This window comes from Rhizobium indicum, assembly GCF_005862305.2.
Taxonomy (GTDB): domain Bacteria; phylum Pseudomonadota; class Alphaproteobacteria; order Rhizobiales; family Rhizobiaceae; genus Rhizobium; species Rhizobium indicum.
Genome location: NZ_CP054024.1, coordinates 180,600 through 206,166, shown reverse-complemented (window position 1 = coordinate 206,166; position 25,567 = coordinate 180,600). Strand labels below are relative to the sequence as shown.

The window sequence follows — 25,567 nt, the reverse complement described above, 5'->3', positions numbered from 1 at the left end:
TTAAATGAGGACCGCAGCGACCACGACAATCGCTTCGGCAGCTTCAAAGACTGTCGTTGCCGCTTGCGCCGCCTCAACAGCGGTGGTGGCGGCCACGATGGTCTGGACTGCCTTGATAGAGGTCACAACGTCCGAATGGCGCTTGCCGACAGCTGGATCGGTCTGTTTGGCGGTCATGCCACCTGGATTTCTGGCCTTTATGTAACTTTTGGCCTCATCGATCGTGAAATCGTAGCCATGCGCTTTTCCGCTTGCCACCAATGATGCGAGACCGGTAGCATTCGTTTTCACGTATTCCAGCAGGCTGCCGCCTTTCTCCAGATCGGCAACGAAACGCTCTAGTTCAGTATCAGACATTTTTAATCTCCTTCGTGTATTCCATCAGGCGGACGTCATTCCCCACATCGCCAACGAAACGCTCAAGTTCAGTTTTGGACATCTTTAATCTCCAGATCGCCTCGAGCTCAGAAAGCCTCGGCCGTGAGTGAAGCGTGATACGTCTTCGGCGTCGCTCCGACATCGACATCCTTGTCGCGGATGCCGGCGAGCACGTCCGTCCCCTTGTGGAACTTGCCGACATTCTCGGCGATTTGCCAGTTCCGCACTTTCCCGTCATAGATAGCTCTCCTTCATATGTTCGTAGCAAATGCGGTTATTCCGCAACGGATGCCGCCGCCGTATCGCCCGAACGGATTGATCGAGACGGCTTCGGCGGCGGAGACAATCTTGGTAGTGGACTTGCCAATTCCGTCCTTTCCATAGAATGCGATCTGACGCAGAGCTGCCATGCTTGGGGTTCCTTCACGAGTTCGAAGCAATGCGGTTATCCCGCACCGCGGATGCGGCGGCCGTTCCGCTGCTCGCAATAACTCTCAAGATTCGTGCCGAGCCGGCCGATTGAGCTGACGAACAATAATTCGCTGCGATTCCAGTTATGTGGGCGTAAAAATACGGGATTGAGAACAAGGACGCCTGTCACTTAACCGACAAAGGTGACGACAATGTCGTAAATTGGATGTCGAGAATTTCGGTTGATCGGGCCATCTGGAACTGCGACTTGCGACCCATGCAGGAAGAAATTAAGCGGAGATCGCACTGTCCTCAATTTTGGTAGAGGGGGGTCCGATCGCCGATGTCTGACGCAAAGCAGAAGCTTCTAAACGCCACTTTCTAAATTAGAACAAAATATACCGGCCTGATGCTCTCGCAAGTGAAGCGTCTACGCCATTTTGGAAGGGCGAACGTCAAGCTGAGGCGAACTGTCGCCGAGCTATCGCTGAACAAGACCGTGCCGCAGGGTGTCTCCTTCGCCCATGCAAGCGTCATGATTGTCCAGATCGCAGGCGCACGGCGAGAGCCTCGCTGAGGTCACCCGCTACCAACGGGATTGCCCGCCTCCCTGCGCAAGGCCTCGGCATCATCAACCAGGGAATCGCTGTTCAGACTTTTCCTGCATGCCGCACAATCGTCCTTCGGAGATCCTGGTTTCGCCTGACGCTCTTCGCTCAATTACAACGCTCCGGCATAGTGATGGACGAAACAGTCAATCAATATGCCATAAGCCCTGTGAAGAAGCGGCTTCCTGCCCGAACTTTGGGAATGGTGTGTGCGATCTGTCATCATCACCTGCTGCAACAGCACTCCAGGCGCGGAGGGCCGGATACATTTACGAAACGGCAAGCGTCATTTGCGACGTCGCCGTCCCTAAGCATGGCAGCTCTGCGTCAGATCGCATTCTATGGAAAGGACGAAATTGGCAAGTCCACTACCAAGATTGTCTCCGCCGCCGAAGCCGTGAGCCTTGCTCCGATAGAACCGGTAATTTTGTTGGCGCGGCAGGTTAATGGCCGTTGACGTTCGTGCGGCATGATCATACATATACCATATGACGGTTTAATACCGTCACAGATTAGATACCCCGTCAGGATGTTTGGCATGACACAGTCTGTTAATTCCCCGTCCTCGTTATCAGCCAACCTGCTTGGGCGTCCTCTCCGACCAGATCGCCGGCCCTTGTCGGCGGCGTCGCGGGGATCTGCCCGGGACATCGCCGGAAGAATGTCGCCAATCCGACGGCAGTGCCTCGCCACCTGCCTCATGTCCACCAATGTCGGCGAAGGCGAGAAGGCGAACGCCACGGCAACGCGGTCGGCAAGGCGCTGAACCTCGACAATGTCGCGACCGCCGGTCTCAGCGGCAGCGCGACGACCAAGGAATTTACAGCAGCAATTTTGAAAGCGGCTGGCATGACAAAAAAGCAGGAAAGAACGCTCGGGCGAAACGACCGCGGTATCCGCGTTGCGGGATAACAGCATTGCCTCGAACACATGAAGGGAGCCCAAGCGTGGTGGCACAATCTCGGAAGCGTAAGGTTAAGGGGTCCGACCTCGTTGTGCGGGGGCTTGAGGAGCAGGAGGTTGGGTACATCTTCGGCATTCCCGGCGAGGAAACCCTCGACTTGCTCGAGTCGCTGCGCAAGTCGAAGAAGATCAAGTTCGTGCCGACCCGACACGAACAGGGAGCCATCTACATGGCCGCGACCTATGGCCGCCTGACTGGCAAGATCGGCGTCTGCCTCGCCACTTGCGGTCCGGGCATGCTCAACTTCCCCAACGGCGCTGGCTATGCCTTTCTCTGCGGGATGCCGCTGCTGATGATCGCCGGCCAGAAGGCGATCAAGAGCCGCCCCCAGGCAGGTTTCCAGAGGGTCGACTCCGTCGCAGTGATGAAGCCCTTGACCAAGCTCGCAATACAAATCGTATCGGCGCAGTTGATCTCGTCGACGATGAGGGAGGGCTTCCGCGTCTCCCACGAGGGAAAGCCGGGGCCAGTGTATCTTGAGCTTCCGGAAGATATTGCGGCCGAAAAATGCGAGGAGGGGGAGGTCTGATGATTGCGCCGAAGCCCCATCACCGCAGCCAAACGTCCGCTTCTGATGTCTGGGGCAGTCGCCTCGCGTCCGCTCTCCAAACGGATTCGCGCAGTTTCGATTCGCACAGGCAGCACTCGAAGGGAATTGACATGACGAAGCAACGAAAGAACACTCGCAGCCCTGAGGGCGAAAAGCGCATGGCCAAGGGGTCCGACCTCCTGCACCAGTTCGGACCGCCGATAGCAAGCGATGCGGACCTCGATCAAATGGCCGCCCTCATCACCGCAGCCAAACGTCCACTTCTGATATTCGGGGCCGCCGCCTCGCGGGCCGCCTCGCGTCCCGGCTTGGCAGCGGATATGGCGCAGTTTGTGATCCGCACGCGCATCCCGTTCCTTACCACTCAAATGGGCAAGGGCACCGTGCCCGAGAGCTCCCATCTCTATATGGGCACGCCGGCGCTATCCGAAGGCGACTATGTCCACGAGGTCATCGACAAGGCCGACCTGATCATCATGATCGGCCATGACACGACCGAAAAGCCACCGTTCATCATGCGCAAGGGCGGCCCGGAGGTCATTCACATCGGAGATCAGTCGCCGCCAGTCGAGCAGGTCTACTTCCCGCAATACCAGCTCATCGGCGAGATCGGCCATTCGCTGCAGGCGCTGGGCGATCGCCTCAAGGGCAAGCTGCCAAACGCGCAGGCGCTTCTTTACCTACGCGAGCCCATTCTCGCCGCGCGGGCGACGGACGACAGCTTCGCGCTGGTCAACGGTATAAGCGAGGTAATGACGCCGCATGACAACATCTTGGTGCTGGACAACGGCGAGTACAAGATCTCGGTCGCTCGCAACTACCAGACCAATGCCCCCAATACGCTGCTGCTCGACAATGCTCTTGCAACAATGGGAGCAGGACTGCCGTCAGGGATAGCGGCCGCGATGCTCTATCCCTGGCACCGCGTCATGGCGCTCTGCGGCGACGGCGGCTTCGAGATGACCGTCCAGGAACTGGAGACGGCCGTCCGACTGAAGCTCAACCTCGTCGTCCTCATCTTGGACAACGGCGGCTGGAGCATGATCAGCCGTAAGCAGGCCTCCAAGGGTTTCCCGAATTTCGGCACCACATTCAACAATCCGGATTTCGTGAAATTGGCCGAAGCCTATGGCGCCAAGGGCACGAACGTCGAAACGCTGGGCGAACTGGTGCCGGCGCTCGAAGCCGCTTTCGAAGGCCGCGGCGTCCATGTTGTCGAAGTGGCGATCGTTTATTCGGATAACAAGCGAGTGCTCACCGACAAGCCGCGCTCGCGCAAAGCGAAACCAACTAAACGTCTGAGCAACCTAGGATAAGCCGCCTCGGGCGGCAGGCCCTGCCGCCCGAGAGAGCCAAACAAAAGGACCAAACACATGGCCTTCACTTTCCATAGCCCGACCAACATCCGTTTCGGCGCAGGCGCGTCCAGCAAGATCGGCGGGCTCCTCAAGGGCTATAAGGCCGCCCATGTGCTGCTCGTCACTGACGAGAAGGTGCGGGCGGCCGGGCTGACGCGCAATGCGGAAGCGGCGATTGCCGAAGCCGGCATCGCGCTCACCATGTTCGACGGCGTGGTCGCCGACGCGCCGTCGCATGTCATCGAAGCGGCAGCAGAAATCTGCCGCGAGTGCGGCGTCGACGCTGTCGTGGCGATCGGCGGCGGCAGCGCGTTGGATACGGCAAAGCTCGTCGCCTATCTCGCCAAAACCCCGGTCAAGCTTGATGATATCTATGGTATCGACCGTGCCACCGGCGACCGGCTGCCGCTGCTGCTGGTGCCGACCACGGCGGGAACCGGATCGGAAGTGACGCCGATCTCCATCGTTAAGACGCCAAACAACGAGAAGAAGGCGGTGATCACGCCGCGCCTCATCCCGGACTGGGCGATCCTCGATCCCGAACTGACGCTCGGCCTGCCGCCGCACCTCACCGCTGAGACGGGCATCGACGCCATGGCCCATGCGATCGAGGCCTATACCGGCAAGATCAAGAAGAACCCGATCTCCGACCAGCTCGCACTGAAGGCGCTGGCGCTGCTGTCGGCCAATCTCAGGAAAGTCTACGCGGACGGCTCTGACCTTGAAGCGCGTTCGGAAATGCTGCTCGGCTCCATGCTGGCCGGCATGGCCTTTGCCAATTCGCCGGTTGCCGCGGTGCATGCGCTCGCCTATCCGATCGGCGAGATCTACCATGTGGGGCACGGCCTCTCCATTGCGCTGGTCCTGCCCTACGTGTTGGAATTCAACCGGTCGGCGGCCGAAGCGCTTTATGCCGAGCTCTCCGACGTTATCCAGCCCGGCTATCGCCGACAGTCCAATGCGGCGGACGCTGTGGCCTTCATCGCCGAGATCGAGGCGATCTGCCGCGACTGCGGGGTGCCCGGCTCGCTTTCGGCGGTTGGAATCAGCGAAGGCGATCTTTCCAAGCTGGCGAAGGATGCGATGAAGCACGAGGATCGCCTACTGGTCAACAATCCGCGCGAGCTCGACGACGATCAGGCCGGGGCGATTTATGCCAGCGCGCTTGCGGGAGTGAGCAGGCCATGACCCCGAGCTCGGACGACCAACCGGAATTCTCGCAGATGCTGCTGCGCATGTCGGAAATGTGGCGCAGCAACATCGAGCAGGCAGGGGAAATTGGAAAAATGTGGTTCAACTCGATGATGCCCTTCCTCACCACGCGCGCGGCCGACAGCAGCCTGTTTGCCGTTGCGCTGGGCGGCGAGATCTCAGAAGCCTTCAAACGCATGGCGGAAGCCCCGCGCCTTGCCGACATGTGGAACTTCGACCGGCAGGTCTATGCGCTGATGGCGGCCTGGATGGACGTCGGCCAGCGCATGGCGGCCTATCACGCCATAGCCTCCGTGCCGTGGAGCAAGGCCTATGAACGCAGCGCGACGCTCGCCGACACGAAGGAAGGAGACGCCGAGGATTTCGGCTGGCGCAAGGCCTTCGACAAATGGAGGGACATTGCGAACGAGGAACTGATCAGCAATCTGCGCTCTAAGGATTTCCTCGCCACGCAGCGCGAATGGCTGCTCGCCGGGCTGGAGCTGCGCACCCGCCAGCAGCAAATGACCGACAGCGTCGCGAAGCTGTTAGGCGTTCCGAGCCAGCACGACTTCGACGAGCTGACGCGGCAGTTCACGGAACTCAGGCGGGAGGTGCGCGCCAGCATCAGGGCACAGCGCGATGAAGTCGAAGGTGCGCGCGGTATCGCCACACAACCAGGAAAGGGATGAGCGATGACCGAACCCCGCAAAACCGCCTTCAACAGCTTCCTGAAGGATTTCGCCGAGAATGTCGGCAAGTTTCACAAGGGGGCGGACGTGCTCGCCGGCATCCGCGACGAGGATGTCGATGTCGGAACAACCCCGAAGACGCTCGTCATGCGCCGCGACAAGGTGAAGCTGTTTCGCTACGAGCCGACGGTCAAGCGCACCGTTGAGACGCCGGTCCTCATCGTCTATAGCCTGGTCGGCCGCTACACTATCGCGGACCTCCAGCCCGACCGCTCGCTGGTGCGTAGCCTGCTCGCCGAGGGCGTCGACGTCTGGCTGATCGAATGGGGCAAGCCTGGCCGCGCCGAGCGTTGCCTGACGATGGACGACTATGTCGACGACTATATCGACGAGGCGGTGCACCGGATCTGCCGCGAGACGGGCCATGACAAGGTAACGCTGCTCGGCATCTGCCAGGGCGGCGTCTTCGCCACCTGCTATGCGGCGCTCCATCCGGAGAAGGTCAAGAACCTGGTCCTGACCATCACGCCGATCGACTTCCACGCCGATATCGACGACCCGGCGCCCGATTACTGCCTCCTCAACATCTGGACCCGCTCGCTTACGCCCGAGGATATCGATCGCATGGTCGATGCGTTAGGTGTCATCCCCGGCGAATTCATGAGCTCGATCTTCTCGCTCATGACGCCGATGAAATCGCTGACCAAGTACAATGTCGAACTCTTCGACAACGCCGGTGACAAGGACCGGCTGATGAACTTCCTGCGCATGGAGAAATGGCTGGCCGACCGGCCGGATCACCCTGGCGCGGCCGGCCGGCAATGGCTGAAGGAGCTCTATCAGGAGAACCGCCTGGTCGAGGGTAGGTTCGAGCTGTCGGGCCGCATCGTCCACCTCCGCGCGATCGACATGCCCGTGCTTAACATCTTCGCGCTGAACGATCATATCATTCCGCCGGCCTGCTCCAAGGCGCTCGGCGGCAAGATCGGCAGCACCGACTATACGGAGATTCCGCTTCCGAGCGGGCATGTCGGCGTGCTCGTTTCGAGCAAGTCGCAGGGCAAGCTCCCCAAAAGCATAGTTGAATGGCTCCGGCCACGGGACGGGTAGGGGATAGCTATAAGCAAACAAGATTTTCTCCCCCGCCGAAGCCGTCACGATCACCCGTTCGGACGGCAGTCGCCTTTTCCGCTTCGAGGCGGGATGTCACCAATAGAATACAAAATCCCCTCCGAAAAAGCTCGGAGACTGATGAAACTGCTTGGAGAACAAGATGCACTGGATTTCCAGATTATTTGCAACGGGTGCCGCTTTTACGTTGGCGTCCATACCCCTCGACGGCTTCGCCCAGTCGGTCGATGCCAATCTGGCAATCAACAGGCCGGACGAGGCGTCTTGGCGTTTCCTCGCTTATGTCGCTGCTCCCGTCGCGGCGACACCAGGCAAGGTTTTGTTCGAAACATGGGCTTCGAACGAAGATACATTCACTCCGCACCCGGTTTTTCCGGGCGCCAAAGGCGACCCGTCCTGTGGACAGTCGGACGCAGCGGCGGAAATCGCCACTCCCGTGGCTAGCCCAAAAATACTGAGTCTTTCAGCCCTCCAGCAGTTGGCTCCGATGGGCTCCGTCCCGCATGGGTCGCCCGACGGGAGCGAAGAAGTTCGCCGCAACCAGGCGACTTTCGATTACATCGTTTGCAACCAGCTCTTTACCAAGGCCGGTCTGCGAGCCTTCTATAATGCCGGCCGGCCGATCTCAGCTCCTGTCGGCGCCATGGAAGTCAAGGCAAATTGGGTGCCCGCCGATGAGGTCGATAGCGCCGATTATTATGTTAGCGAGGCACCTGACGGGAAGAAATACGCGCTAACCGCCATGCATATCATCAGTAAGGTGCTGCCCAACTGGACCTGGGCAACGTTCGAGCACCAGAACAATCCAGGCCGTTGCGATTATACCGGATGCCATGATGCCTATGGTGCGGTTGTCGCCGACGTGGACGCGAATGACGTTCCTGATCGGCCCTACAGCGCCTGTGCAAAGAACGACGCACTGAAAGCCATGATGGGCTCCGCAGGTCTTTCGCCTGTGTGGGAACATTACTGCCTGAAGGGCAGCCAGACCGACTTCGTCTCGGCGACCGGCTTGCCGACGCATCTCGGCAATTCGGTGACGGAGGCCGGATTCGCCGACACTTCGTCCTGCATCACCTGCCATGCGCGTGCCGCCGTCAACGCAAAGGGAATAAAGACGACGCCAGCAGGATTTGTCGATCCGCCGATCCCGGCGCTCTGTCCCAATCCATCCGGTTCCTGCAGTCCGAATGGCGCGCCGGATCCGAATTGGTTCTGGACCAATCCCGGCAAGCTCGACCACGCCGCCGTTGCCATGCAGACGGATTTCATCTGGTCAATTGCCCGCTTTGCAATCGGTGACTAACACCGGCCCCGCCACGACGCTGCCCGAGAAAGCGAACCGCCGAAAGTTGCCCGGCGATGAAGTTATGCGCATGACCGTCTATCTTCGTGTTCGGCGCCCGGTCCGGCATCGTCCCGGCAGCGGAAGGGACCTAGCGGCGCTGATTTCGCGGAGGAGGAGGAGATCTGATCTTGCGCGCGAGCGGCGCAATGTTTTGCGCCAGACCTCTTCTGAATTCAGGCGGCTGGCGCGGATATCGAGGCACGGGTTGTGCGCTTCGAGATCATCCGCCGCACCGCAACGATCGTCATGTTGTGACAAGAATCTGAGTCGATTCAATTCGCGAGTCCACGTCTTAGGCTCATTGGGACAAGCGGGGCCGCACGATCCGCGGCCAGCAGGGCCATACGGGGTAACGGCGAAGGTCGTGGCACGCTGGGTCGAGTGGTTCCTGTGCGTAGGCCCCGCCGGCATGGAGGATTGTTCGTCCCGCCGAACACGAGCCCAAGCCGGACCCCGGAGCAGATCGCCCAAAAAATCTTGTTCCGCCCTAAGAGGAATAGAAAACAAGAATTCCCTGACGAAAGTATGCAGCCGCAAGTTCTTGGCGCGGAAAAGTGCTTGTTGACGGGCACAGATAAGTGGTAAATCGTGACAGAATAAACACGTCATGTACAAGAAACGCCGTCACGAGGTCACTGATGCCACGTTCTGAGAATCCACCTCAAATGGAAACCGCTTCGGAGCGCGTTCAGCGCCATAGAAAAGAACTCTGGGATCGCCTAATCGAGCGGGGGGCAGGTCCTAATTTTCGAGACGACAGGACCCTTCGCTCGTTCTCCTTGGGCGAGGTTGCCGAAATTCTGGGCGTGTCGGGCAGTTATTTGCGCCAGTTGTCAATTGATGGGCTGGGACCAACACCGGAGCTAGGGACCGCAGGACGACGCTCCTATACGCTTCGACAGATCAACGAACTCCGTGCTTATCTCGCTTCGGCCCGTCCAAAAGAGGCTTTGAAGTTTTGCCCGCGCAGGCGCGAGGGTGAGAAACTACAGATCATCTCAGTAGACTCCGGCTCCGCCGGCTCCGCAAGCACCACCACATCGTTCTATCTGGCTCAGGGCCTTGCACTTCAAGGATACCGCGTTCTCGCTATAGATCTCGATCCGATGGGCTCATTGTCGAAAATGTTCGGTTATCATTTTCCGGCTATCCATTTTTCCGACCACCATGTGAGCATGTATGGCGCTTTAAGCTATGATGACGATCGGTCCAGTATGAGCTCTGTAATCGGACCCACCCTTTTTGATGGTCTTGATCTTGTGCCGGGTACTTCCGAGCTCGAAATGTTCGAACGGGAAAGTACGAAGCGCTTCCATAATGAGGGCTTGAGATACCCAGACGCTAGCATCAAAATGGTGTCTGCGCTCAAGGAAGTCGAGGCGAATTACGACGTCGTCGTTATCCACTGTGGACGTGGAAGCTTTCTGACCGCAGGTGCGTATGAAGCAGCGACCGGCGTGCTGGTGACGGTCCGCCCTGAATGGCCTGAGATCGCGTCAATGACCATGTCCCTCGACTTTTTCTCGCATTTCTTCACCTTGATCGAAAGGGGTGGAAGGTCGGTAAATCATGATTTCACCAAATTCTTGGTGACAAGGCACAACCCGCGTGACGTCTCGCAGCAGGAGGCAGTCGCACTACTGCGGGACTCCCTGGGGGATGATCTGTTGACTGCGACCGTCTGGGAATCGGACGCGATCCGGGAAGCGGGGCTCAAAAAGCGATCGTTGTATGAGTTGGTAGCCGGGGCGGTAGGCCGATCGGCGTACGAGCAAGCGATGGAAACACTGAATTCCATGAATGCGGAGGTAATGGACCTCATATCCGAGGTTTGGGGCCGTCCCCCGATGTATGTGTCGAGAGCTTCGCGGACTGCAGGTAAGGCGAGCTCCTAATCTAGGGACTTAGCAAGTGAGCCCACGCACGCAGCCCTACGCTTCATGTTGTACGAACCGGCTGGGCTCGTGAAGGCGGCCAGCGCCGGCGCGGATCGGGATGTGCCACTTCCGATTGGGCGGGCTACCCAAATCCGATCCGGTGTGCAAGCCGTTCCCCGATCGGTGACTCGGCGACGAGCGTACTTCGACGCCGAATTTTCTTCAAGGCGTGCGCCCCATGTTGCGGCATAATACCTCCGTGACGGAATAAATGGCTATGGCGCTACCAGACCGTCTCGTCACTGCGTCGGTTGCTCGCTTTAGTCAACACTCTGCGGATATCCCCGCGGCAACAACTCGACTCGCCACTCCATTGGAGCGGGCTTTCGTTAGCCTCATTGCGACTTCACTGCGCACCTAAGTGGCAGCGAGGATCCTCGGCGATTCCCGCCGGGTCCGACCGGCAGCTCGTCGAGCGGGACCAACGTTCCTCAATCCCGGCGAGCCTTCGAAAATGAAGCGACCGAGCGCGACGGACTTCGCCGTCACAAAGCCCAACCTGAAGGTGTCGCCGGCTAGTCACGCCGGACCGCGGAGCTGAGGAAATTTGCCTCGATGCGCCACAACTAAAATACACGAGAACGCAATGAAGCCGACGAAGGAACGCGGTGGTGGCTATAAAGCGTTTTTACCGTTGACTCTCGTGCCTGATAATGTTTTACGTCATGACGCTTTAATGGCGTCAGTAAAGGAGAAATCCGTCATGCAATGGACAAAGCAGGAAAAGAACCCACCCAATTCTAAGGGGGGCAACGCATGATCAAGGGTTCCGACCTCTGTGTCGCGGTCCTTGAGAAAATGGGCGTCAAGCGCATCTACGGCGTCCCCGGCGAGGAAATCCTCGACATCATGGAGTCGCTGCGCAAGTCGAAGATCGAGTTCGTGCCGACCCGTACCGAGTGGGGTGCGGCCCTCATGGCCGCCACCGAGGGCCGGCTCACCGGCCGCCCAGGCGTCTGCGTCGCCACCTGCGGCCCGGGCGCACTCAACTTCCCCAACGGCGCTGAGTATGCCCATCTCGGCGGATTTCCGATGGTGATGATCGCCGGCCAGAAGCCGGTCAACAGCAGCCTCCATGGGCACTTTCAGGTCACCCCCCTCGTCTCCGTGATGGAGGGGCTCACCAAGTTCGCAGTGCAGATCGGGTCGGTGCAAATGATCGGGCCAGTCCTCAGTGAGGCGTTCCGCATCGCTCAAGAGGAAAAGCAAGGCCCAGTGTCTGTTGTAATACCGGAAGACATTGCGGCCGAAGAATATAAGGAGGATGAATTTTGATTACTAAGACCCTCGATCGCGCGGTTGAAATGATCCTTGCGGCCAAGCGTCCCATGATCATGGTGGGCGGGGCGGCAAGCCGCCTCGACCAGCACTCGATCGCCCAAATCCGCGACTTCGTGCAACGCACCCGCATTCCCTTCTTCGCCACGCAAATGGGCAAGGGCGTCGTGGCGGAGGACTCGGACCTCTATATGGGCACGGCGGCGCTTTCCAAAAGCGACCATGTCCACGTCGCCGTCGACAAGTCCGACGTGATCATCCCGGTCGGCCACGATACGTGCGAAAAGCCTCCGTTCATCATGTCTGAGGGCGGCCCGAAGGTCATTCACATCGCACATCAGCATGCGACCTTCACGCAGGCCTATTCGCCGCAGCTCGAGGTCATCGGCGACATCGGCGCTTCAGTCGCGGCGCTGGCGGATCGCGTCGAGGGCAAGCTGCCCAATGCCGGCGCATTGTTGCCGCTGCGTGAGGGGATCCTCGCCCTGATTGGCGAGGGTGCCAATGATAAAAGTTGGCCGGTCACGCTGGATCGCATAGTGCACGTTGTTCGCAAGGTCATGCCGGAAGGCAGCATTGTTACGCTCGACAATGGCCTTTACAAGATCCCGTTCGCCCGGAAGTATCGGACCAATCACCCCAATACGCTGCTGCTCGACAACACGCTCGCGACCATGGGAGCCGGCGTGCCCTCAGCGATCGTGGCGGCGATGCTTAAACCCGGGCTCTGTGTGATGGCGGTCTGCGGCGATGGCGGCTTTCAGATGACCGGCCAGGAACTGATGACGGCCGTCGAACAAAAGCTCAACCTCGTCGTCCTCATCTTGGACAACAGCGGCTGGGGCATGATCGAAGCGAAGCAAACCGCCAGAGGTTTCCCGAAATTCGGCGTCGACTTCCGCAATCCGGATTTCGCGAAATTGGCCGAAGCCTATGGCGCCAAGGGCACGCGCGTCGAAACGCTGGACGATCTGATGCCTGCGCTTGAAGCCGCTCTCAAAGGCGGCGGGGTGCATGTGGTCGCAGTGCCGGTCGATGATTCAAAGTACAAGCGACTGCTCGGCGAACTTCGCTCGCCCAAGGCGAAACCGCCGAGCGCCTGAGCAGGCCCGGAATGAACCGCCTCGGGAGTCCTGGGGCGGTCGACAGCAAGGATCGGCATTTCAGAGGGGGCGGCAGGCCCTGCCGCCCGAGAGAGCCAAACAAAAGGACCAAACACATGGCCTTCACTTTCCATAGCCCGACCAACATCCGTTTCGGCGCAGGCGCGTCCAGCAAGATCGGCGGGCTCCTCAAGGGCTATAAGGCCGCCCATGTGCTGCTCGTCACTGACGAGAAGGTGCGGGCGGCCGGGCTGACGCGCAATGCGGAAGCGGCGATTGCCGAAGCCGGCATCGCGCTCACCGTGTTCGACGGCGTGGTCGCCGACGCGCCGTCGCATGTCATCGAAGCGGCAGCAGAAATCTGCCGCGAGTGCGGCGTCGACGCTGTCGTGGCGATCGGCGGCGGCAGCGCGTTGGATACGGCAAAGCTCGTCGCCTATCTCGCCAAAACCCCGGTCAAGCTTGATGATATCTATGGTATCGACCGTGCCACCGGCGACCGGCTGCCGCTGCTGCTGGTGCCGACCACGGCGGGAACCGGATCGGAAGTGACGCCGATCTCCATCGTTAAGACGCCAAACAACGAGAAGAAGGCGGTGATCACGCCGCGCCTCATCCCGGACTGGGCGATCCTCGATCCCGAACTGACGCTCGGCCTGCCGCCGCACCTCACCGCTGAGACGGGCATCGACGCCATGGCCCATGCGATCGAGGCCTATACCGGCAAGATCAAGAAGAACCCGATCTCCGACCAGCTCGCACTGAAGGCGCTGGCGCTGCTGTCGGCCAATCTCAGGAAAGTCTACGCGGACGGCTCTGACCTTGAAGCGCGTTCGGAAATGCTGCTCGGCTCCATGCTGGCCGGCATGGCCTTTGCCAATTCGCCGGTTGCCGCGGTGCATGCGCTCGCCTATCCGATCGGCGAGATCTACCATGTGGGGCACGGCCTCTCCATTGCGCTGGTCCTGCCCTACGTGTTGGAATTCAACCGGTCGGCGGCCGAAGCGCTTTATGCCGAGCTCTCCGACGTTATCCAGCCCGGCTATCGCCGACAGTCCAATGCGGCGGACGCTGTGGCCTTCATCGCCGAGATCGAGGCGATCTGCCGAGACTGCGGGGTGCCCGGCTCGCTTTCGGCGGTTGGAATCGGCGAAGGCGATCTTTCCAAGCTGGCGAAGGATGCGATGAAGCACGAGGATCGCCTACTGGTCAACAATCCGCGCGAGCTCGACTGTGATCAGGCCCGGGCGATCTATGCCAGCGCGCTTGCGGGAGTGAGCAGGCCATGACCCCGAGCTCGGACGGCCAGTCGGAATCTCCACATTCAACTTACGACATCGTCGTGACCTTTGTCGGCTCGCGACCCCATTCCACTCCGCCCAATCCAGTATTTTCCGCCCACGTAGCTGAAACAGCAGCAAATAATTGTTCGTCAGCTTAGTCGGCCGGCCTGGCACGAATCTTGAGAGCTATTTGCAAGGCAGCGGAACGGCAACCGCATCCGCGTTGCGGGTTAACCGCATTGCTTCGAACACATGAAGGAACGCCAAGCATGGCAGCACCGCATCAGAACGCATTCTATGGAAAGGGCGGAATTGACAAATCCACTACCAAGATTGTCTCCGCCGCCGAAGCCGCCTCGATCATCCGTTCGGGCGATACAGTGGCCTTTTCCGGCTTCGTCGGCATCGGCACGCCAGAGGCGGCGATCTGCGCCCTCGAGAACCGTTTCCGCGAAACGGGCGAGCCACGTGATCTCACCCTCGTCTTTGCTGCCGCGCCGGGCGACGGCGAAGACAAGGGCCTCAATCGCCTGGCGCATGACGGGCTGGTGAAACGCCTCATCGGCGGGCATTTCAAGCTGGTGAAGAAGCTGGCGCAACTGGCGGTCAGCGGCAAGTGCGAGGCTTACAATCTGCCGCTCGGGATCATTTCCCATCTCTTCCGCGAGATCGCTGGGGGCAAGCCCGGGCTGATCTCGAAAGTCGGGCTTCGGACCTTCGTCGACCCGCGCAACGGCGGTGGCAAGATCAATTCCAACACAACGGAAGATCTCGTCGAGCTGATGGAAATCCAAGGCAAGGATGGGCTCCTCTACAAAACCTTCTCCATCGATGTCGCCGTCCTGCGCGGCACGACGGCCGATCCATCCGGCAATGTCACAATGGAGAAGGAGGCGGTGACGCTCGACAACCTGTCGCTCGCCATGGCCACCAAGGCTAGCAAGGGTATCGTCATCGTGCAGGTTGAGGGCATCGCCGCCGCTGACTCGCTGAACCCTCGCGACGTGAAAATCCCCGGCCACCTGGTCGACTACGTCGTCGTCGCCGAGCCGGAACATCACATGCAGACCTATGCGACCCAATATAACGGCGCCTTCTCCGGCGAATTCCGTGCGCCGCCGGACCGCGCCGCCTCCATGGAACTGAACGAACGCAAGATCATCGCGCGGCGTTGCGCTTTCGAACTGCGGACGGGCGATGTCGTCAACCTCGGCATCGGGATGCCGGAAGGCATTGCGGCGGTAGCGGCGGAAGAGAAGATCATCGACCTCGTCAAGCTCACCACCGAATCCGGTACCATCGGCGGCACCCCACAGACCGGGATGGATTTCGGCGCGGCCAAAAACCCCGAGTCGATCATCGACCAGAACCAGATGTTCGATCTCATCGACGGCGGCGGGCTGAGCTTCGCCTGTCTCAGCTTCGCGCAGGTCGATGCTCAATGCAATGTCAATGCCAGCCGGTTCGGTGGCAGCCTCGCCGGCGCCGGCGGCTTCATCAACATCTCGCAGAACACCCGCCGGGTCGTCTTCTGTGGCACGTTCACCGACAAGGGCCGGGCGAAGTTCATCAAAGAGGTCGAGCAGATCACCTTCTCGGGCGAAATTGCCCGCGAGACGCACCAGTCTGTGCTCTACGTCACCGAGCGCTGCGTCTTCTCGCTGATCCCTGAGGGGCTGGAACTAATCGAAGTCGCGCCGGGGATCGATATCGAGCGCGACATCCTCGCCCATATGGAGTTCCTGCCGATCATCCGCGAGGCACGCGAGATGCCGGCCGTGATCTTCACTGACGGTCCGATGAATCTCGACAAGTTGCTGCTCGAATGGCCGCAAACTCCATCCGACGCCTCGTAACCCCATCGTTTAAGGAGAAACTACCCATGCCTACATCGCAGACCCCGGATATCCAGACGCTGACCAACCAGATCAACGAGATGCTTGCCAAGTTCAACATGCCGGGCGTCGATCCGGCAGCACTTGTCAGGGAACAGGCCAGGAATATCGAGGCCGTCGCGCAGGCCACGCAGGTTGCCAACAAGGGCGCCTACGGCGTCGCCGAAAAGCAGCTGGAATTGTTCCGCGCGGCTTCCTCACAGCTCCTGATGGTGTTTGAGGATGCGGCCCTTGCCCCCAAGGACCGCGTCGAACTGGCGAAACAGGCTTACGAGATGGCGCTGAACGGCTCGCGCGAGATCACCAGCATGGCGGTCAAGGCCAGCGAGAACGCTTTCGCCATCGCCCGCAACCGGATGACCGAAATTTTCGAGCAGTTCCGCAAGGCAGCGACACTCCGAACGGATACGTGAGGCCGGACCTGCCGAACGGAAAGCATAATTCGTGCATGACAATCCTCCACCCGTCGAGGTGATGGGGAGCTGCGAAGAACGTCCTAGGAAGGACAACGACAATGAACGGCAACAAGAAGGCAGGCGTCTATCCAGTTCCGAAGGCATGGGCCGAACGCGCGTCCACCGATGCGCAGCGCCGCGAGGCGATGTACGTGGCCTCGATCGCCAACCCGGACCAGTTCTGGGGCGAACACGGCAAGCGCATCCACTGGATCAAGCCTTACAGCACCGTCAAGGACACTTCGTTCGAACCGGGCAAGGTCTCGATCAGGTGGTTCGAGGACGGCACCACCAACGTCTCCTATAATTGCATCGATCGGCATCTGACCGAGCGGGGCGACCAGGTCGCCATCATCTGGGAGGGGGACGACCCGAAGGATGTCGCCCGCATTACCTATCGCGAACTGTACGCCCAAGTCATGAAATGGGCTAACGTTTTGCGGTCACAGGGCATCCGGAAGGGCGACAGCGTCACCCTATACCTGCCGATGATCCCCGAGGCGGCTTATGCGATGCTCGCCTGCGCGCGCATCGGCGCGATCCATTCGGCGCTCTCCAGCCAGTGCCCGCCCGAAGTCCTGGCAAGCCGCATCGCCGATGCGGCGAGCACCGTCGTGGTCACCGCCGACCAGGGCCTGCGCGGTGGGCGCAAGCTGGAGCTGAAGGTCAATGTGGACGCTGCGCTGGACAAGCTTCCCAAGGTGGTGAAAACCGTCATCGTGGTCAAGCGCACCGGCGCACCGGTAGGGATGCTGAAAGGCCGCGACCACTATTATGACGATCTCGCCGAGACCGTCCCCGATCAATGCCCGCCAGAGGAGATGAAAGCGGAGGACCCGCTGTTCGTCCTCTTTACGTCAGGTTCCACCAGCAAGCCGAAGGCGGTGGTGCACACCACAGGCGGCTATCTCGTCTATGCCGCCATGACGCATCAATATGTCTTCGACTACCACGACGGCGACATCCACTGGTGCACTGCCGAAATCAGCTGGATCACCGGCCACAGCTACATTGTCTACGGGCCACTCGCCAACGGTGCGACGACGCTGATCTTCGAAGGTATACCGACCTATCCGAGCGCGTCACGCTACTGGGACGTCATCGACAAGCACAAGGTCAGCCTGTTCTACACCGCCCCCACGGCGATCCGCTCCTTGATGGGCCGGGGTGAGGACGCAGTGAAATCGAATTCGCTCGCCTCGCTCCGCCTCCTCGGTTCAGTCGGCGAGCCGATCGACCCGAAAAGCTGGGAATGGTATCACCGCGTCGTCGGCGGCGGTCGCTGCCCGATCGTCGACACCTGGTTTCAGACCGAGACCGGCGGCATCCTGATTACGCCGCTTCCCGGCGCCACCGACCTGAAGCCAGGCTCCGCCGGCAGCCCCTTCTTCGGCGTCAAGCCTGAGCTGGTCGATGAGGCGGGCGACGTGCTTGATGGCGTTGCACACGGAAACCTGGTGATCGCCGACAGCTGGCCGGGCCAGATGCGAACGCTTTACCGCGATCACGAGCGCTTCGAGCAGGAATATTTCTCCCGCTATCCCGGCAAATATTTTACCGGCGATGGCGCCCGGCGCGATGCAGACGGCTATTACTCGATCACGGGCCGCGTCGACGACGTCATCAACGTCTCCGGCCACCGCATCGGCACGGCGGAACTCGAGTCCGCCCTAGTCGCCCACGCTAGCGTTTCGGAAGCCGCGGTGGTCGGCTATCCGCACGAGATCAAGGGGCAGGACATCTACGCTTACGTAGTCCTTATCGACGGCGAGACTGCCTCTGACGAGCTGCGCAATGAACTCGTTTCCTGGATTCGCAGGGCGATCGGCCCGATCTTCACGATCGACAAGGTTCAGTTCGCGGTGGGTCTGCCGAAAACAAACTCGGGGAAAATCATCCGCCACATCCTGCGCAAGATAGCTGAGGACAAATGCACCGAGTTCGGTGACACCTCGACGCTCTCTAACCCCGCCGTGGTCGACCACCTGATAGACAACCGGCTGAACCGGAAGGCTGGCTGACGGCAGCACAAGATGAAGACGTGGGTTCCGGCGTGTCGCCTCATCGGGGCCGACGGGGCGATCAAGGGAAAGACAATGGCCAGACGTACGAAGGAGGGAACGATGAGATTGATCATCCTTGGACCGCCGGGGGCGGGCAAGGGAACGCAGGCAACGCGCCTGGCAGAGCGGCTGGGCGTGCCGCAGCTGTCGACGGGAGATATGCTGCGCGCTGCGGTCACCAAGGGCTCGCCGGTCGGCCTTGCTGTGCGCGACTTCATAGCGCGGGGCGAATTGGTTAGCGACGACATCGTCGTCAATTGCGTCCTCGAACGCATCGCCGAGCCGGGCGCTGCATCCGGCTTCATCCTCGACGGCTTTCCCCGCACGCTGGGACAGGCGCGGGCCCTCGACGAAGCGCTCGAACAGGCGCGCATCGGGCTCGATGCGGTGCTCGAACTGAAGGTCGTCGAATCCGTGCTCCTCGACCGCATCATCTATCGGGCGCGCGAGGCCAAGGCCGCAGGCCTGCCGGTGCGCGCCGACGACAATCCGGAGGCGCTGAAAGTCAGGCTCGAAGCCTACCGGACTCAGACGCAGCCGCTCGCGGACTACTACCGCACCGCCGGCCTCCTACGCACCGTTGATGGGCTGAGGCCCATCGATCAGGTTACGTCGAGCCTTCTTGCGGAATTGCGGCTCCATCGCAAACCCGAAAGCGAACAAACCAGTCTGTCGCGGGCCGAATTCGAATGAGTCAGGAAAGGTGATCCGAATTCGCGATCCATGATGATCAAACAGGCAAAAACAGAGTGATCGCCCGCGAGGACATCTCCCACATGCCCGAATTCATCAACGTGCTGTCGAGTCGGGAGGAGACGATACGCGAGGTCCAGAGGCTGCTCTAGGAGCATGGAAAGGAGGCGATCCGAACTTCGCGCTCGCCATTCTCGCGCGCTCATAGCTCCCAACGTTCTCTTTCTCCATTGGGAGTGTCGACGTGGGTTCCCTTTTTCTTTGGCCACAGCCCATAAGTACAACGATTGACAGAGCGGCGCCCGGCAAGAGTCACTTTGCTCTCCTTGGTCCGTTACGTACGCTACCCTATTGTTTACAAATTAAAATTGAGTTGCGCACCTATGCGGGGCGTCTGTCGATTTGTTCTCAGCATATTGCGGAGTTAAGCGATGCAGATAGCCTACTACTATGGCAAGTACCGCCCGTCATCAGACGTAGAACACGCACGGGACGCCTTCGAATACGTAGGTGGCGCACTCATGCGGCACCCTGAACGGGAAGCGGAGCCGATACTCCGAACACTCGCTGCAGCATGCCTGATTATTTTAATTTGCGTCGCCGTGGCGTTTGCCGCCAAAAGCGGCGTCGGCGACCTCGACCGCGGGGACACCCGACTTCTAATCTCGGAATGCAAGGTGCACACATTACAGCGCAACCAATGCGCCTACGTGTTGGCTACGGCATTTCATGAAACTAGATGCCTTATGAAGCCGGTGCGCGAGACTCTCGCGATATCTGACTTTCAGGCGATTGCCCGTCTTGACAGCGCATGGGCAAAGGGCGGGCTGCCTTGGGTCTCCTCCCCATATTGGCGTAAAGGCTGGTTTGGGAGAGGATACGCCCAACTCACGCACAAGAAAAACTACCGCGTGGCCAGCATCAAGCTCGGCATTGATATCGTTTCCGTTCCAGCAAGAGCACTGGTACCGGAAATTGCGGCGAAGGTGCTTGTCATGGGCTTGAAGGAAGGCTGGTTTACCGGCAAGAAGCTCTCGGATTACATTAATCTTCGGGCAACCAACTTCATCGACGCTCGCCAAGTTATCAATGGAATGGATTGTGCGAATAAGATCGCGGCATATGCCGTCGCGTACGCCGCCGCCCTTGAGCAGGACGGCTATGGTGTGACTGGAGTTGAAGCAAAGGTCGGCGCTCCATAGCAGCAACTCACTGCGAAAAACCAAGTCGCTCGTCCCGTTCCAGCGTCCTCGGGGCCAGGGCGATGACCGGGCCTGTCGCAAATTTTCTTAGTTAACCGTCTGTTGACACTCGCCGGAGAAATTCTCGCTTCGAATTTGTGGAGCGAGCCTGTGTTTCTGAATACCATTGCCGAGAAGCTGAAGCGCTGGTCGAAAGATGATTTCAAAGGGCGGCATTTCGAGCATGGCTCATCGTGCAGGCGGCGGCCTGGTATCTGCGGTATCCGCTCAGCTACCGAGACCTTGAGGAGATGTTCCAAGAGCGCGGCTTCGAAGTGGACCACAGCACGATTAACCGCTGGGTACTTGCCTATGTTCCGATGATCGAGAAGCGGCTGCGCCAGTTTCGGCGCTCGCATTGTGGTTCGGTCAGGATCGACGAGACCTACGTCAAGATCCGCGGTAAGTGGCGTTACCTGTACGGCAAGCCCGGCAAAGGCGATTGCATCGCCATGTTTCTCGATCGTGAGGGCAAGGTGCAGTCTGCCCATTTTCGGATGCCGGAAGCCAGACAAGCGAAAGGCAAGGGCGATCCGACCGCGCCCGGCGGCGAGGACGGAAACGAGGCTGCCATCGACGTTTCAGCCAAGACCGGGCCGGACGTGACCCGAAACGGCATCGACATGATCGGCGATTTCCGCACCGACGCGCTGCACGAGGCGCTGGCACGGGCCCCGATCGAGGAAGATACGCTCATGGCAATGCTGGTGCGTGCGTTTGCTGGACAGAACGTCTCGGTCGACTCCGGCTCCGAAGCCTCCGGGCATCTCTATGGGTCCAGGCGGTTCGCCCGGCACGCTGCCCAGTTGATCGGCGAAAACGGCAAGCTGGAGGTCGACATCGACACGCTTCGTGTCGTGGCAAGGTTGACCCTGATCGACGCCCTGTCGGCGCGCACCAATCGTTCGGACAGCGGCGTCGTTGTCCGCATTGCCGGCGATGCCATCGGCGCCGACGCAGATCTTCCGAACATGGGCAAGGAGGAGTTCCTCGCGTGCCTCACCCGCCCGGCTTTGGAAGCGTCCTGCGGCGGCACGAGTGTCGTTCCCCGCCCGCGCGTCAGGGACACCCGCGCTGCCCTTGTCGAGCACTTCAAGAAAGAACGTTTCGTGCATCCGGCAGCCCTTTTCGCACCCGATGACGCGAAGCTGGCCGAGTGGCTTGCCAAAAGCATGGAGGATTGTGGCAAGGTCGACGAATTGCCCGCCGACGTGGGGGATCGTTCGTCCCGGCCGAAGACGAATCCGCGCCCGACTGCGGAGCGGATCGCCGAGGAAATTTCCTCGCTGCGCCCTCACTAAGAGAAAAATTCAATGGCTTGAGGAAAGGCCTGCTCCGATGGAGCCGGCACGTTCGTTGGTGCAAAATGATTCTTGACTGCGCGGTTTGAAGAGGTGTATCTAGATCGTCGTGACGATATGGAGCCGTCAATGAGATAAAAACCGTCAGAAGGTTATGTATGCCTCAGTCTGTAGATGCACGCCTCAAGGAGGCTGACTTTCTTGTCTCGGCACTCGAGACGAGGGAGTCGAGTACATGTTCGGCGTCTCCGCCGAGGAAAACTTTGACGCAGTCGAGTCGCTGCGCAACTCGAAGATCCAGCTGAGCCGGCGGCGGCCTTCATAGCTCGCCCCCTACGGCGGCTCACCTGCCAGCGGGGCGTCGGCACTCTCCCAAAAGAAGGATACTTTCAAATGGCACGTAACCGCAGAAGCCATTTCAGAAGACGAAATCACCGGGGTGTATTTGTCGAGCCGCTGCAGAACGTATTTCAGCTCAATGCGTTCGGCCGACCGCTTTGCGACACGCCCGTTCAACACCCAATTCCGGTAAAGGAGCAGCCCATGGCTATCGTGAAAGTCGATATCAATAATTTCCAGTCGGAAGTTCTGGAATCCGCAATACCCGTCGTCGTCGATTTCTGGGCCGAATGGTGCGGCCCGTGCAAGATGATCGCTCTGAGCCTCGAAGAAATCGCCGTCGAGATGGAAGGCAAGGTCAAGGTCGCCAAGCTGAATATCGACGAGAACCCGGAACTCGCTGCACAGTTCGGTGTGCGCTCCATTCCGACCCTTGCAATCTTCAAGGGCGGCGAAGTTGCCGATATCTCTGTCGGCGCAAAGCCGAAGACGGTTCTTTCGAACTGGATTTCGAGCGCTGTCTGATTGATATCGACGAATTATATCACATTGATGAAAAAGCCCGGCTAGACCGGGCTTTTTTCATTTTGCAGCCTTCACTTCGGCGGCGTGCCGTTGTCGGCAAGCACGTCGCCGACGAGATAGAGAGATCTGCCGACCAGGATGCGTGGCGGCAATTCCTCCGGATCGAGAAATGCCTTTATCGCCTCCAGCGCATCGCCGACCTTCAACATCGGTTCGGCAACCAAACCGGCATCATAAGCGGCATTCGACAATATCACCGGGTCGACCATCGCTTCGCTGCCGCGGATCGGCACGCAGAAAACCTTTTCGACCAGGCCGGTAAAGGCCTTGAAATAGCCGACCGGATCCCTGGTATTGATCATGCCGATGATCAGAAAAAGCGGCCGAGACTGGCGTTCCTCGAAATTGGCCATGGCTTCGGCGATCACTTCGCCGGCACCGGGATTATGCCCGCCATCGATCCAGATCTCGGCGCCGGGCGGCCTTGTAGCCCTTGAGGACGTCGGCGATCTTGCTGGATGCGCCTGCCTCGATAAGGATGTTTGGCGGGGTCTGGAAGATAAACTGTTTCATGTTGTGGTCCTCCTGTTGCTTTCTCGGACAGCAGGGCCCGCCGTCCGCTCTGAAAAGATGATCATTGCTGTCGACCTCCTGGGCTCCTGAGGGCGGTTTATCCCGGTTACGCTTTGCGCGAGTTGCAGCTCGTCGGTGAGCACTCACTTGTTCTCCGCATAATCGATCGGCACTACGACGACATGGACGCCGCCGCCTTCGAAAGCGGCTTCCAGCGCTGGCACCAGATCGTCCAGCGCTTCGACGCGCGTACCCTTGACCCCATAGGCTTCGGCCAATTTCACGAAATCCGGATTGTCGACGGTGTTGCCGAAATCCGGGAAACCGCGGGCGGCTTGCTTATGGCGGATCATGCCGTAGCCGCCGTCCTCCACGATGAGCACGACCAGGTTGAGCTTGAGGCGGCGGGTCGTCTCCAGTTCCTGGCTGGTCATGTGGAAGCCGTTGTCGCCGCAGACCGCCATGACGCGCCGCCCGGGATTGACATCGCGACAACAATCGCCGACGGCAGTCCCGCGCCCATGGTCGCCAGCTCGTTGTCGAGCAGCAGCGTATTGGGGAGATAGGTCGGGTAGTTGCGGGCGAACGAGAGCTTGTACAAGCCGTTGTCGAGCGCAACGATGCCGTTTTCCGTCATGACCTTGCGCACGTCGTGCGCCAGTCGCTGCGGCGTGACCGGCCAACGTTCTTCATCGGCGTCGTTGGACATCCGGGAGAGGATCTTCTCGCGCAGCGGCAGCAATGCGCGGGCATTGGGCAGCTTGCCCTCAAGGCGATCCGCCAGCGCCTTGAGCGAATGGCCGATGTCGCCGATGACCTCGGATTGCGGGAAGTAGACCTGCTCGACGGGCGGCGACTGATCTCCGATGTGAATGACCTCCCGTCCCTTCGGCCCCATGAGGAAGGGCGGTTTTTCGGTCGTGTCATGGCCGATCGTAATGATCAGGTAGGCCTTGTCGACGGCGTCATGCACATAGTCGCCTTCGGAAGGCGCCGCCGTGCCCATATAGAGATGGGAGTCTTCGGACACAGCACCCTTGCCCATTTGAGTGGTAAAGAACGGAATGCCCGTGCGGTTCACAAATTGCTCCATAACCGCTATCAAGCCGGGACACGAGGCGGCGCGACGCGGGGCGGCGGCCCCGAACACGAGAAGCGGACGTTTGGCTGCGGTGATGAGGGCGGCGGCGCGATCGAGGGCCGCATCGTTTGCTATCGGCAGTTCGCGCTTGTGCGGCGCAATCGGCGCTACCTCCTTCTCGCATTTTCGGCCGCGATATCTTCCGGAAGTTCAATATACACCGGCCCCTTCTTTCCCTCCTGGGTGATGCGGAATGCTTCACTGACCGTTGGCGGGATCATCTCCGCCGATGTGATTTGTATTGCGTGCTTGGTCACAGGCTTCATCACCTCGACGGTGGCGGACCTCTGAAAACCCGCCTGGCGGCGGTTCTTGATCGCCTTCTGGCCGGCGATCAGCAGCACCGGCATGCCATTGAGCCGGGCATATTCCGCGCCGTTCGGGACGTTGAGCGCGCCCGGACCGCAGGTGGTGATGCAGACGCCAGTGCGGCTGGTGAGCCGACCCCAGTTGGCGGCCATAAGGGCCGCGGCCCGCTCGGTGTGGGTCGGCACGACCTTGATCGTCGAGTTGCTCAGCGAATGGAAGAGGTCGATGGTTTCCTCGCCGGGGATGTAGAAGATGCACGTGACTCCCTGGTTTTCAAGCGCCCGGACAAAGAGGTCGGACCCCTTGACCTCGCGCTGTTCGCCCTCAGGGCTGGAGGTGATCTTTTTTGCATTTCTGCCATGTCAGTCTCCCTTCGTGCCAATCAGGTCGGGACCACGATCGGGCTTTAGCGACCCGGCTTACTCTGAGCACTACTCGTGCCAATCAGGTTGCGCCGGTAAGCCTTCGAGATTGCACATGTTTCGTTGTCGCCATGCGGAGGGGTTTTGTAGGGTTGCCGACATGTCGCGTCGAAATCCGTCCCGATCACCACCGCAAACGCAGGGGCGGTTCGATAGGCTTCAGGGCGAAAAATACGCGATTGGGGGAGGAAGAATTCGTCTCGCGAAGCCGAAAAAGGTGACGACGATGTCGTAAGTTGATTGTCATCAACAACTGACCCACCCGAAACACTGGTAGGCCAGTGCTATCCCGCTAAACCATACCTTGGGATAGGATCCCACTTGCCCACAGCTTCAGGCGGCAATGATGAAGAACAAAGAATGACCAGTATTTAGACC

General features: G+C 59.9%; 17 protein-coding genes and 8 pseudogenes. 19 read left to right on the top strand and 6 right to left on the bottom strand.

Annotated elements, in window-relative coordinates; translation table 11 throughout:
• The 3 genes from FFM53_RS32810 to FFM53_RS32800 all read right to left on the bottom strand — a co-directional run bounded on the left by FFM53_RS32810 (nt 1) and on the right by FFM53_RS32800 (nt 788).
• The gene (locus tag FFM53_RS32810) at nt 1-357 is read right to left on the bottom strand and encodes a hypothetical protein (protein WP_138333887.1); all 357 of its coding nucleotides are present in this window, start codon (nt 355-357) and stop codon (nt 1-3) included.
• A 107-nt stretch (nt 358-464) separates the two neighbouring features.
• Nucleotides 465-605, bottom strand: coding sequence for a hypothetical protein (locus FFM53_RS32805; RefSeq protein WP_163925910.1), 141 nt, complete (start codon nt 603-605; stop codon nt 465-467).
• Between the two features lie 24 nt (nt 606-629).
• Nucleotides 630-788 (bottom strand): hypothetical protein, encoded by a 159-nt coding sequence (locus FFM53_RS32800; RefSeq protein ID WP_163925911.1) that lies wholly within the window; start codon nt 786-788, stop codon nt 630-632.
• A gap of 742 nt (nt 789-1,530) precedes the next feature.
• Between FFM53_RS32800 and FFM53_RS32795 the strand changes: the two genes are divergently transcribed.
• From FFM53_RS32795 to trxA, 19 genes and pseudogenes are all read left to right on the top strand, one after another.
• Complete coding sequence (locus FFM53_RS32795) at nt 1,531-1,854, top strand: hypothetical protein (protein WP_138333888.1); 324 nt, start codon at nt 1,531-1,533, stop codon at nt 1,852-1,854.
• Nucleotides 1,855-2,107: 253 nt separating this feature from the next.
• Nucleotides 2,108-2,901, top strand: a pseudogene (locus tag FFM53_RS32790) (thiamine pyrophosphate-binding protein); the annotation flags it as partial.
• A gap of 192 nt (nt 2,902-3,093) precedes the next feature.
• Nucleotides 3,094-4,227: pseudogene (locus tag FFM53_RS32785) on the top strand (thiamine pyrophosphate-dependent enzyme); the annotation flags it as partial.
• Between the two features lie 57 nt (nt 4,228-4,284).
• Nucleotides 4,285-5,457 (top strand): iron-containing alcohol dehydrogenase, encoded by a 1,173-nt coding sequence (locus FFM53_RS32780; RefSeq protein ID WP_165586542.1) that lies wholly within the window; start codon nt 4,285-4,287, stop codon nt 5,455-5,457.
• Nucleotides 5,454-6,152 carry a poly(R)-hydroxyalkanoic acid synthase subunit PhaE gene (locus FFM53_RS32775; RefSeq protein ID WP_138335056.1) on the top strand — a complete coding sequence of 233 codons (699 nt, stop codon included), beginning with the start codon at nt 5,454-5,456 and terminating at the stop codon, nt 6,150-6,152. The genes FFM53_RS32780 and FFM53_RS32775 overlap by 4 nt, the downstream gene beginning before the upstream one ends.
• A 3-nt stretch (nt 6,153-6,155) precedes the next feature.
• Complete coding sequence (phaC, locus tag FFM53_RS32770; protein WP_138335055.1) at nt 6,156-7,262, top strand: class III poly(R)-hydroxyalkanoic acid synthase subunit PhaC; 1,107 nt, start codon at nt 6,156-6,158, stop codon at nt 7,260-7,262.
• 163 nt (nt 7,263-7,425) lie between these two features.
• Nucleotides 7,426-8,589 carry a hypothetical protein gene (locus FFM53_RS36705; RefSeq protein WP_246413352.1) on the top strand — a complete coding sequence of 388 codons (1,164 nt, stop codon included), beginning with the start codon at nt 7,426-7,428 and terminating at the stop codon, nt 8,587-8,589.
• A gap of 680 nt (nt 8,590-9,269) precedes the next feature.
• Nucleotides 9,270-10,526, top strand: coding sequence for a plasmid partitioning protein RepA (gene repA, locus FFM53_RS32760; protein ID WP_138335054.1), 1,257 nt, complete (start codon nt 9,270-9,272; stop codon nt 10,524-10,526).
• A gap of 628 nt (nt 10,527-11,154) precedes the next feature.
• Nucleotides 11,155-11,328: a hypothetical protein gene (locus FFM53_RS32755; RefSeq protein WP_163925918.1), complete on the top strand. Its 174-nt coding sequence runs from the start codon at nt 11,155-11,157 to the stop codon at nt 11,326-11,328.
• Nucleotides 11,325-12,949 (top strand): annotated as a pseudogene (locus FFM53_RS32750) (acetolactate synthase large subunit). Before FFM53_RS32755 ends, FFM53_RS32750 begins: the two are co-directional and overlap by 4 nt.
• Nucleotides 12,950-13,065: 116 nt before the next feature.
• On the top strand, nt 13,066-14,238 hold the full coding sequence (locus tag FFM53_RS32745; RefSeq protein ID WP_163925919.1) for an iron-containing alcohol dehydrogenase: 1,173 nt from the start codon (nt 13,066-13,068) through the stop codon (nt 14,236-14,238).
• Nucleotides 14,239-14,501: 263 nt separating this feature from the next.
• Nucleotides 14,502-16,055: pseudogene (locus FFM53_RS32740) on the top strand (acyl CoA:acetate/3-ketoacid CoA transferase); the annotation flags it as partial.
• Nucleotides 16,056-16,114: 59 nt separating this feature from the next.
• Complete coding sequence (locus FFM53_RS32735) at nt 16,115-16,540, top strand: hypothetical protein (protein WP_138333554.1); 426 nt, start codon at nt 16,115-16,117, stop codon at nt 16,538-16,540.
• A gap of 101 nt (nt 16,541-16,641) precedes the next feature.
• Nucleotides 16,642-18,603, top strand: coding sequence for an acetate--CoA ligase (gene acs, locus FFM53_RS32730; protein WP_138333555.1), 1,962 nt, complete (start codon nt 16,642-16,644; stop codon nt 18,601-18,603).
• A 102-nt stretch (nt 18,604-18,705) separates the two neighbouring features.
• Nucleotides 18,706-19,338: an adenylate kinase gene (locus tag FFM53_RS32725; RefSeq protein WP_246401481.1), complete on the top strand. Its 633-nt coding sequence runs from the start codon at nt 18,706-18,708 to the stop codon at nt 19,336-19,338.
• A 431-nt stretch (nt 19,339-19,769) separates the two neighbouring features.
• On the top strand, nt 19,770-20,540 hold the full coding sequence (locus FFM53_RS32720; RefSeq protein WP_173863108.1) for a hypothetical protein: 771 nt from the start codon (nt 19,770-19,772) through the stop codon (nt 20,538-20,540).
• 150 nt (nt 20,541-20,690) lie between these two features.
• Nucleotides 20,691-21,001 (top strand): annotated as a pseudogene (locus FFM53_RS32715) (transposase domain-containing protein); the annotation flags it as partial.
• Nucleotides 20,996-21,880: pseudogene (locus FFM53_RS32710) on the top strand (plasmid partitioning protein); the annotation flags it as partial. The pseudogenes FFM53_RS32715 and FFM53_RS32710, both read left to right, overlap by 6 nt.
• Before the next feature lie 543 nt (nt 21,881-22,423).
• Nucleotides 22,424-22,744 (top strand): thioredoxin, encoded by a 321-nt coding sequence (gene trxA / locus FFM53_RS32705; protein ID WP_138333557.1) that lies wholly within the window; start codon nt 22,424-22,426, stop codon nt 22,742-22,744.
• A gap of 71 nt (nt 22,745-22,815) precedes the next feature.
• Here the strand turns inward: trxA and FFM53_RS32700 are convergent.
• The 3 genes and pseudogenes from FFM53_RS32700 to FFM53_RS32695 all read right to left on the bottom strand — a co-directional run.
• Nucleotides 22,816-23,226 (bottom strand): annotated as a pseudogene (locus FFM53_RS32700) (bifunctional folylpolyglutamate synthase/dihydrofolate synthase); the annotation flags it as partial.
• Complete coding sequence (locus FFM53_RS36870; RefSeq protein ID WP_163925920.1) at nt 23,189-23,317, bottom strand: iron-containing alcohol dehydrogenase; 129 nt, start codon at nt 23,315-23,317, stop codon at nt 23,189-23,191. The pseudogene FFM53_RS32700 and the gene FFM53_RS36870, both read right to left, overlap by 38 nt.
• A gap of 143 nt (nt 23,318-23,460) precedes the next feature.
• Nucleotides 23,461-25,108, bottom strand: a pseudogene (locus FFM53_RS32695) (acetolactate synthase large subunit).
• Nucleotides 25,109-25,567 lie beyond the last annotated feature (459 nt).

Coding starts and splice junctions, on each gene's coding strand:
- FFM53_RS32755 (WP_163925918.1), top strand. CDS start 11,155: ATGAAGCCGACGAAGGAACGCGGTGGTGGCTATAAAGCGTTTTTACCG.
- FFM53_RS32775 (WP_138335056.1), top strand. CDS start 5,454: ATGACCCCGAGCTCGGACGACCAACCGGAATTCTCGCAGATGCTGCTG.
- FFM53_RS32725 (WP_246401481.1), top strand. CDS start 18,706: ATGAGATTGATCATCCTTGGACCGCCGGGGGCGGGCAAGGGAACGCAG.
- FFM53_RS32810 (WP_138333887.1), bottom strand. CDS start 357: ATGTCTGATACTGAACTAGAGCGTTTCGTTGCCGATCTGGAGAAAGGC.
- FFM53_RS36870 (WP_163925920.1), bottom strand. CDS start 23,317: ATGAAACAGTTTATCTTCCAGACCCCGCCAAACATCCTTATCGAGGCA.
- FFM53_RS32780 (WP_165586542.1), top strand. CDS start 4,285: ATGGCCTTCACTTTCCATAGCCCGACCAACATCCGTTTCGGCGCAGGC.
- FFM53_RS32800 (WP_163925911.1), bottom strand. CDS start 788: ATGGCAGCTCTGCGTCAGATCGCATTCTATGGAAAGGACGGAATTGGC.
- trxA (WP_138333557.1), top strand. CDS start 22,424: ATGGCTATCGTGAAAGTCGATATCAATAATTTCCAGTCGGAAGTTCTG.
- FFM53_RS32720 (WP_173863108.1), top strand. CDS start 19,770: ATGCAGATAGCCTACTACTATGGCAAGTACCGCCCGTCATCAGACGTA.
- FFM53_RS32795 (WP_138333888.1), top strand. CDS start 1,531: ATGGACGAAACAGTCAATCAATATGCCATAAGCCCTGTGAAGAAGCGG.
- FFM53_RS32745 (WP_163925919.1), top strand. CDS start 13,066: ATGGCCTTCACTTTCCATAGCCCGACCAACATCCGTTTCGGCGCAGGC.
- phaC (WP_138335055.1), top strand. CDS start 6,156: ATGACCGAACCCCGCAAAACCGCCTTCAACAGCTTCCTGAAGGATTTC.
- acs (WP_138333555.1), top strand. CDS start 16,642: ATGAACGGCAACAAGAAGGCAGGCGTCTATCCAGTTCCGAAGGCATGG.
- repA (WP_138335054.1), top strand. CDS start 9,270: ATGCCACGTTCTGAGAATCCACCTCAAATGGAAACCGCTTCGGAGCGC.
- FFM53_RS32735 (WP_138333554.1), top strand. CDS start 16,115: ATGCCTACATCGCAGACCCCGGATATCCAGACGCTGACCAACCAGATC.
- FFM53_RS36705 (WP_246413352.1), top strand. CDS start 7,426: ATGCACTGGATTTCCAGATTATTTGCAACGGGTGCCGCTTTTACGTTG.